General features: G+C 61.6%; 8 protein-coding genes. 5 read left to right on the top strand and 3 right to left on the bottom strand.

From position 1 onward, the window contains the following. Positions 1-408 precede the first annotated feature (408 nt). Positions 409-1,662, bottom strand: a complete 1,254-nt coding sequence (locus tag KHO23_RS29075) for an MFS transporter (protein ID WP_211615611.1) — start codon at positions 1,660-1,662, stop codon at positions 409-411. Continuing rightward, positions 1,659-2,621: a PRC-barrel domain-containing protein gene (locus KHO23_RS29070; protein ID WP_211615609.1), complete on the bottom strand. Its 963-nt coding sequence runs from the start codon at positions 2,619-2,621 to the stop codon at positions 1,659-1,661. The genes KHO23_RS29075 and KHO23_RS29070 overlap by 4 nt, the downstream gene beginning before the upstream one ends. Positions 2,622-3,164: 543 nt before the next feature. Between KHO23_RS29070 and KHO23_RS29065 the strand changes: the two genes are divergently transcribed. The 4 genes from KHO23_RS29065 (at position 3,165) to KHO23_RS29050 (ending at position 6,360) form a co-directional block, all read left to right on the top strand. Next, positions 3,165-4,547 carry an NCS2 family permease gene (locus tag KHO23_RS29065; protein ID WP_211615607.1) on the top strand — a complete coding sequence of 461 codons (1,383 nt, stop codon included), beginning with the start codon at positions 3,165-3,167 and terminating at the stop codon, positions 4,545-4,547. 254 nt (positions 4,548-4,801) lie between these two features. Beyond that, positions 4,802-5,227: an ArsR/SmtB family transcription factor gene (locus KHO23_RS29060; RefSeq protein WP_211615604.1), complete on the top strand. Its 426-nt coding sequence runs from the start codon at positions 4,802-4,804 to the stop codon at positions 5,225-5,227. Then, the gene (locus KHO23_RS29055) at positions 5,134-5,562 is read left to right on the top strand and encodes an SRPBCC family protein (protein WP_211615602.1); all 429 of its coding nucleotides are present in this window, start codon (positions 5,134-5,136) and stop codon (positions 5,560-5,562) included. The genes KHO23_RS29060 and KHO23_RS29055 overlap by 94 nt, the downstream gene beginning before the upstream one ends. Positions 5,563-5,625: 63 nt before the next feature. Then, on the top strand, positions 5,626-6,360 hold the full coding sequence (locus KHO23_RS29050) for a DUF899 domain-containing protein (RefSeq protein ID WP_211615600.1): 735 nt from the start codon (positions 5,626-5,628) through the stop codon (positions 6,358-6,360). Positions 6,361-6,388: 28 nt separating this feature from the next. Here KHO23_RS29050 and KHO23_RS29045 read toward each other — a convergent pair whose 3' ends face one another. Continuing rightward, entirely contained in the window at positions 6,389-7,246 is an 858-nt protein-coding gene (locus tag KHO23_RS29045; protein ID WP_211615598.1) for a helix-turn-helix transcriptional regulator, read from the bottom strand. Between the two features lie 280 nt (positions 7,247-7,526). On the opposite strand from KHO23_RS29045, the gene KHO23_RS29040 reads away from it, so the two are divergent. Further along, a complete protein-coding gene (locus KHO23_RS29040; RefSeq protein ID WP_211615596.1) occupies positions 7,527-8,363 on the top strand; it encodes a carbon-nitrogen hydrolase family protein in 837 nt (278 codons plus the stop codon). The last annotated feature ends 38 nt before the right edge of the window (positions 8,364-8,401 follow it).

The raw sequence follows: 8,401 nt of genomic DNA, 5'->3' as shown, positions 1-8,401 counted from the left end.
AGCTCAGGATCGGGTTTCACTCGTTTGTTGCGTTTCGCTACGGTCATCGTCGCTCCTGTTACTGGCAGTCTCCTGCCAAATGACCGTTTACACAAAACTAATTACACCCTCGCTTAAGAGCTAGCGGTTTGAGCCGCTTTCTTTTGCCTACTTTTCTTTGCGGCAGGCAAAGAAAAGTAGGTGCCCCCCCGCACAGGGGGAACACTAATAGACCACTAACAAATCAAGGAAAGGCCAAAAACCGCAGGTGTGCAGACAAACAGGCGCCGAGCAGTCAAACAACCCAAACAAGCCCCAACGGCCACAGGCAAAACACCCAACCGCCGATCAGGCAAAAAAAACACCCAAACCCCACACCCCGAAGGCCACCACACCAAACGCCGCCGCCAAAGGCAAAAAAAACCACAATCACCTGGCAGCCGACTCCCCACCATCAGCCAAAGGCGCAGCCTCATCCACACTTGCTTCCCGCGTCTCGGGCATCGCCGCCCACACCAGCAAAACAGCAAGCGCGCCCGCAGCGGCGAGTCCAAAAAAGCTCACCGCATTGCCAAAATGATCCGCCACAAACCCAGCAGCCGTCGTGCTCAACGTCGCCCCAATCCCAGCAGCCAACCCAAACAACCCAATACAAAGGTTATACCGCCCCTTGTCGCCGGCAACATCGGCGGCAATCAACGGCAGCATCACGCCGAATACGGCCGCGCTCAGGCCGTCCAGCACCTGCACCGGCACCAGCAAATAAGGGCTGCTGATTCCGGCAAACAACAACGCCCGTATCGGCAGCGCCGAAAAGCCAAGCAGCAAAATCGGCCTGCGTCCCCACCGCTCGGCAGAGCGCCCAACCCATGGCGACATCATCGCCACAATCGCCTGCGGCACGATAATGCACGCGGCAATGACGAGCTGAACGTTGTCGCCCATGCCGGCCGTCACTTCGCCCGCAGCGAGATTCAGCATCGCCGCATTCGACAAGTGGAACAGCACAATACAAGCCGCAAACAGCAGCATCCGCTTATCACGCAACAACTCGCGCAAACTCTCGCGCCGTTCGATCTGTTCAGGTGTCGGCCCGGCTTTCGGCAGCTCGATCGTATCGGTGCGCTGAATCATCGTCAGCGCAATCAACGCCGGCACGGCAAGCGCCGCGGTCAGCCAGAACACCGCGCGGGGCGAATAGTATTCGCCAAATAAGCCCATCAACCCGGCCGCGACGGCGCTGCCGATCGAAGCCCAGCGAGCATTGCGTCCCAACCGGTCGCCCAGATTCGCGCGCCCCACCAGAGCAAACGAAATCGCGGCCAACGCCGGCGTCAGCATGCAGCTGGCAAAGCCGTGGAATACCTCCGCGGCAATCACCGGCAGCACGGTCGGGCTCGCCGCCAGCAGCACCGCACTGAAAATGATCGCGAAGATCGCCCATGCGGCCGCGCCTTTTTTGTTGCGCAACGCGTCCACGGCAGCGCCGCCCGGCACCTGGCTCACCATCGCACTAATAGTGCCGACGGAGAGCGCCATGCCGATCTCGCCCTGGGTCCACTTGTGCGAGGCAAGGTACGACGCAATGAACGGCCCGAAACCCGTCTGCACGTTGGCGACGAAGAAATTCAGCCAGTCGAGTGCGCGCAGACTGCGCGCGGTAACCAAAGTGCGGCCTGTCATCGGGCCGCCCGTGTGTTGGAACCCGCAGCGGCCGTGGCCGGTGCGGCAGACGCCGCAGCAGCGGGAGCTGGCGCCGGCGCCGGAACCGGGGCCGGCGACACTGCACGGATCGGCTTGTCGCTGGCGTACGGCGGCGTGGCGTTGATCTGCGCGTCGCTCAAATCGATCAGCGGATGCAGCTCCTTGTCTTTCGTGACGAAACGCAGCGCCGACCAGTTGGCGGCAATCGTGCGCCGCTCCGTGCTGACCATGCCGTTGACGTCGAGCACGACCGCCTGCGGCTGCGCGTTGGCGTCGATGAGCACGTCGATTACGCGGCCGACCTTGGCGCCGTTCGAACGCTCCACATCGGCGTCGATCAGCGGCAATTGCACGGCAGCGGACTTCGCCGCGGGACTCGGCACGGCCGCCGCGTTGAGCGTGATCGGCGCGGTCTTCGCGGCCGGCATGAAGCGGAACGCACTCCACGGGAAATTGACCTTGCGATCGCCGACGCCGAGGAAGCCCTGCAGATTGACCACGATCTCACGTGGCTTGCCGCTCGCATCCGCGATCATATCGATCGCGCGGCCCACCACCTTGCCGTCGGGCTTCTGCACTTCGCTGTCGAGCAAGGTGTGCGCCTCGCTGCGCTCGATCGTGCGCAGCACGATCAGAGGCGGGGGAGCGGGCGGCGGCGGCGCGGGCGTGGCGACCGGTGGCGGCGGTTCGACCTTGCGCGGCTTGACGACCGGTTTTTTGGGCTTTTTCGCCTGTTCGGGCTCGGCGGCTTCAGTCTCGACGGGTTCCGGCGCGGAGGCGGCCACAGGCGCGCTCGCGGGCTCGACGGGCATCACCGTGGCATCGACAATCGGCGCCTGCTGCGGGCCCCACAGCAGGCTGCAACCGGACAGCGCGAACAGCGCGAACACAGCAAGTATCGGAAGACGCCAGGCAGGACGCAAAAAACCGCCGCTCATCAAGAAGGACTCCATGGGCCAGTGCGGACGGGCGCTGTGGACCGCCGCCGTTAAGTCACGCTTTATGTCAGGTAAGGGCCAGAGTGTAACCCGCGGCGCCGCGGCGGCCCGGTTTTGCAGGCTTTCTGACAGGCTTCCCCACGCAAGGTTCATGCCGCAAGGCGTGCTCCTCGCCGCAATAAAGACCGGAATAAAGGCCGCAACAAAGGCCTGTTTTTACGCGCTGAACCCCTCAGAACCCTTTCACAACTTCATGACAAACCGTAGGTGTAAACGCGCGGGGCGTCCCCACGGTTTGCCGTCCCTTAAACGATATAAGCGTCGTGACATGTCGGGCATGCCATTCATGCGATGGGAGACATAATCGTGTTGGCCTACATTTCGGGACAGCAAAAGAAGAACGGAGCATGCGGATTTTTCCGAAACGCAGCGCAAGCCGACGTTCAAACCTTGCCACACCACATTAGATCAACGCAACGAGACGAACCTGATGGCGGCCGGATTACGGGCCGTTTCAGCACGCTGATAAAGGAGGCACTCATCATGATGGAACCCACCGCCCAACCGATTTCCGAAGTCGGCGCCGAATCATTCGACGGAAAGGGCTTTCTCGACCGCTACTTCGAAATCTCTTCACGCGGCAGTTCGCAGCGTACGGAAATCGTCGCCGGTATCACGACCTTCCTTTCGATGGTCTATTCCGTGTTCGTCGTGCCGGGCATGTTCGGCAAAGCGGGCTTCGACACCACCGCCGTGTTCGTTGCGGTATGTTTGACCACCGCGTTCGGCTCGCTGCTGATGGGCGTCTGGGCGCGTTTGCCGATCGCGATCGGCTGCGCGATTTCGCTGACCGCGTTCACTGCGTTCGGTCTGGTGCTCGGCAAAGGTCTGCAGCCGAACGTCGCGCTCGGCGCGGTGTTCCTGATGGGTCTCGTCTTCACTGGGATTTCGGTGACCGGCGTGCGTTCGTGGATTCTGCGCAATCTGCCGACCGGCATCGCGCACGGCACGGGTATCGGCATCGGCCTGTTCCTGCTGCTGATCGCCGCGAACGACGTGGGTCTGGTCGTCAAGAATCCGGGTGCCGGTTTGCCGGTGGCACTGGGCAACATCACGGCGTTGCCGGCGATCATGTCGGTGGCGGGTCTTGCCGCGATCTTCGGTCTGGTGCGCCGTCGGGTGCCGGGTTCGATCCTGATCGTGATTGTCGCGATCTCGGCGATTTCGCTCGCGATCGATCCGGCGGTGGCGTTCCACGGCGTGTTCGCACTGCCCTCGCTGAGCGCACCGGGCCATGCTTCGCTGATTGGCGCGATGGACATCAAGGGCGCGCTCTCGATGGCCGTCCTGCCTAGCGTGCTGGCGCTCGTGATGACGGCTGTGTTCGACGCAACCGGCACGATTCGCGCCGTTGCAGGTCAAGCCGGTCAACTCGACGAAAACGGCCGCATCATCAACGGCGGCCGTGCGCTGACGGCGGACTCGCTGAGCTCGATTTTCTCAGGCCTGCTCGGTGGCGCACCGGCGGCGGCTTACATCGAATCGACGGTCGGCGTTGCAGCCGGCGCGAAGACGGGGATGGCTGCCGCGGTGGTCGGTCTGCTGTTCCTCGTGGTGATGTTCTTCTCGCCGTTGGCCAGTCTCGTGCCGTCGTATGCAACGGCTCCGGCGCTGATGTACGTGGGCCTGCTGATGCTCTCGAACGTGAGCAAGCTGCACATGGACGACATGGTCGACGCAATGTCGGGCCTGATGTGCGCCGTGTTCATCGTGCTGACCGCCAACATTGTGACGGGCATCATGCTCGGCTTCGCAACGCTGGTGATCGGCCGAGTGGTGAGCGGTGAGTATCGCAAGCTGAACGTGGGCACGGTTGTCATCGCTGTCGTGCTGGTCGGCTTCTATCTCGGCGGTTGGGCGATCTGATTTTGCCGCATTGCGCTTTGTGTGATTATTTGCAGTAACGCGAGAACAGGGCGGCCTTTTCCGGCCGCTTTGCTCGAACGTGTAGTCGGTTGTTCTCCACCTTGACGCGGCGTGTTGCAGGGTTTTATCTGCGATGCGCCGCGTATCTTTTTTGCTGCGTCCTCCGCGCTGCTTCTTCCGCCTCTTCCCGCTCGCTTTGAGAAAAGCACTCACCTGTCCTTGACATCGTCACGCGTGTTTCTATACTTAACCTCATGGTTAAGTTTAACGAAATGCTACTCGATCGCACCTTTGCCGCGCTGTCCGACCCTACGCGGCGTGCGTTGCTCGCGCGTCTGTCTGAACTGAGCGATCTGTCGGTCAGTGAACTCGCCGAGCCGTTTGCGATGTCGTTGCCCGCGGTGATGAAACATCTCGACGTGTTGGCCGAGGCCGGTCTCATCACGCGTAGCAAAACCGGGCGCACGGTGGCGTGCCGCCTGTCCGTCGGACCCATGGAGGAAGCCATGCAGTGGCTCACCCGCTATCAGCGCTTCTGGTCCGAATCACTCGATCGTCTTGCTGCTTTCGTCGAAGAGGAAACCCCATGTCCACCAAGCCCAGCCTCACCCTCCAGCGGCGCCTCAACGCCACCCCAGCCAAAGTCTTCCGCGCCTGGACGGAGGCGGCGCAACTCATGAAGTGGATGCATCCGGACGATGCCGAGGTAACCCATGCGGAACTGAATGCGCGCGTGGACGGGCGCTACTTGATAAGGTATCTGAAGACGGACGGCCGGGAACTCGAGGTCAGTGGCCAGTATCTGGAGGTGCTTCCGGACGCCAAACTGGTGTTCACATGGACATGGCGTTCGATTCCGGAGCAGGAGTCGCTCGTCACGGTGCTGTTGCGCCCGGACGGCAACGGGACCTTGCTGACGCTTACGCATGAACAGTTCGTCGACGAAGAAACGCGCGACCACCATCAAATCGGCTGGAACGGTGGCCTCGATTCGCTGGAACGCTACCTCGCCTGAATGTGCCTGAATGTGCCTGATTTTGCTCGATCGAACCTGCACGACGCAGAGAAGGAGACGCATATGGATCCGCAACACCGGATTGGTACCAGGGAAGAATGGCTTGCCGCCAGCAGGGTGCTACTCGCCGAAGAGAAAGCGTACACACGCGCCGGCGATGAACTCGCCCGCAAACGCCGCGCACTGCCGTGGGTGAAGGTCGACAAGACCTACGCGTTCGAGACACCGGAAGGCCGCAAGACACTCGCCGATCTGTTCGGCGGACGCAGCCAGTTGATCGTTTATCACTTCATGCTGGGCCCGGATTGGAAAGAGGGGTGCTTCGGCTGCTCGTTCGTGTCCGATCATATGGACGGCATCCTGACGCATCTTGAACATCACGACGTATCGTACGTGGCCGTCTCGCGTGGGCCGCTCGCGAAGATCGAGGCCTTCAGGAAACGTATGGGCTGGAAGTTCCCGTGGGTGTCCTCGAGTGAGAGCGACTTCAATTTCGACTACCACGTGTCGTTCACGCCGGAGGAGATCGCCAGCAAAAAGGCGTTCTATAACTTCACCGGGCAGGATGTCGGCATCGACGAGCTACCCGGTCACAGCGTGTTCTACAAGGACGAAGCGGGCGACGTCTATCACACGTATTCCACCTACGGGCGCGGCGGCGAGCAGTTCCTCAGCGCGTACGCGCATTTTGACGTCACGCCGAAAGGCCGCGACGAGAAGAAGAATATGGGCGAGTGGCTCAAGCATCACGATCGCTACGAAGAGACGGCGAGTGGTTGCGCCGCGTGCGGCTCGTGACGCGCGCCGGCAACAAGTCAGCGGGACGTCATGCTCCTTTTCGCCCCGCTTCATAAAACAGCGCGAACAGCTCCGACTGCGAGTTGACGTTGAGCTTGGTATAAATGTGCTTCTTGTGCGCGCGCACTGTCTCGAACGAAATCGTGAGCTTCTCCGCGATCGCGCGCGTTGAAAATCCGCTCAAGCTCAGCATCGCCACCTCGACTTCGCGCGTGGTGAGTGGCGACCGGCCGCTCACCGACGACACCTGTTCGAAGCGCGCGGCATAGGTGGGTGTGTCAGCCGGGGCGCTTGTGTCTATTGTTGCTTCCGTTGTCTTTTGCGTCATCGCCTCGCTCGAGGCCGACTCCGACGCGTCGAATACCTCATACGGCAAGCGCTGCCGCAAGAGCGCGATCACCCATGGCGCGCATAACGCGAGCACCGCGAGGTCGCGCTCGCCATAGCGATGCGTTGCGCCCAGCGAGAACGCAAGGGTGTGCTTCGTGTCGATCATGTAGTTGAAATGCACCTCATCACCGACGATGTTTTTCCTGAAGTACCGCTGGTAATAGTCGGTCATCGAGAAATTGTCGGGCGCGACATCGGCAAGCGTGACGAAGCCGGACGCAGGCTTCTCGGTCGCGGCGATATAAAACGGATCGAGTTGATAGAGCGCGGCGAGATAGTCCTGGAACATCACATCCACGGTGCCGTCCGGGGTGGGCGATTCGGCGCAGACGAGCGGCGCAACGCCAGGTGTGAAGCGCAGTGCGACCCAGTTGTCGAACACCACATAGCGCTCGAGTGCACGCGTAAGGCGAGTCCAGAATTGTGCGCTGTCGAGTGCGTCGATAACCGCGCCGATCTCGCGATGAAAGGCCAGGTCGCGCCATTCGAGTTCCATGCGTGCTCCGTTGAGGGTAACCCAGCCGGGTGATTACGGACAAAAATATGTCTGGTAATAATAGGCCCAACCTGAAACGCGGGCGGTCTGACAACAGCCGCTATTTAACGCGAAGCAGACCGGCAATGGGACCAGAGTAAGTGCTGAAGCACTAACTCTGGTCGACCGCAGAGTGCATGGGACCAGAGTAAGCGCTGAAGCGCCAACTCTGGTCGACCGCAGAGTGCATGGGACCAGAGTAAGCGCTGAAGCACTAACTCTGGTCGACATAGGAGACAAAATGCTTCAACTCGAACTGGCACAGATCCCGATCGTGGACGGCGCGGTGGGCGTCGGCGGGGCAAACGTGCAACGCGTGCTGCAAACCATCGCCCAACGGGCGGCCGGAACCGATCTGATCGTGTTTCCGGAGACCACGCTGTCGGGCTTTCCGACGCGGGACACCATCGGCGACGTGGCCGAACCGATCGACGGGCCGTCGCTTACCGCAGTCCGCAATGCGGCACGCGAAGCGCACGTGGCGGTTGCGGTGGGTCTCGCCGAGCGTGACAGCAACCGCTTTTTCAACACCACGGTGCTGGTCGACGAGCGCGGCGAGATCGCGCTGCGCTATCGCAAGACGCATCTGTGGGCGTCGGACGTCGGGGTATTCGAGCCGGGTGACCGTTACGAAGTGTGCAGCTTCAAGGGTCTGACCGTAGGCATCCTGATCTGCTACGACATCGAATTTCCCGAAACGGCGCGCGCGGTCGCCTCGCTCGGCGCCGATCTGCTGATCGTGACGAACGGCAATATGGAGCCGTTCGGGCCGGTGCATCGCCGCGCCATCGTGGCGCGCGCGATGGAGAATCAGATGTTCGCGGCGCTCGTGAATCGCGTCGGTTCAGGTGATGACAACCTCACATTCCCCGGTGAATCGGCGCTGATCGATCCATTCGGCGACGTGGTGTTCGACGCGGAGCAGAAAGAAACGGTCCTGCGCGCCACGCTCGATCCGGCGCGTCTCGAAGGCGCGCGCGAACACTATCGCTATCTCCATGACGCGCGCATCGCGCTCGATTTCGCCACGCAGGACGGCGAGCACGGGCAACGTACGCGTGTGATACGCGCGGGCTAAGTGCTCGCTTAGGTGCGCGCTTAGGTGCACGTGCACCT

It is taken from the genome of Paraburkholderia haematera (genome assembly GCF_905220975.1).
Taxonomy (GTDB): domain Bacteria; phylum Pseudomonadota; class Gammaproteobacteria; order Burkholderiales; family Burkholderiaceae; genus Paraburkholderia; species Paraburkholderia haematera.
Note: the sequence above shows the minus strand (reverse complement) of the source record. Positions and strands in the feature narration are given on the sequence as shown.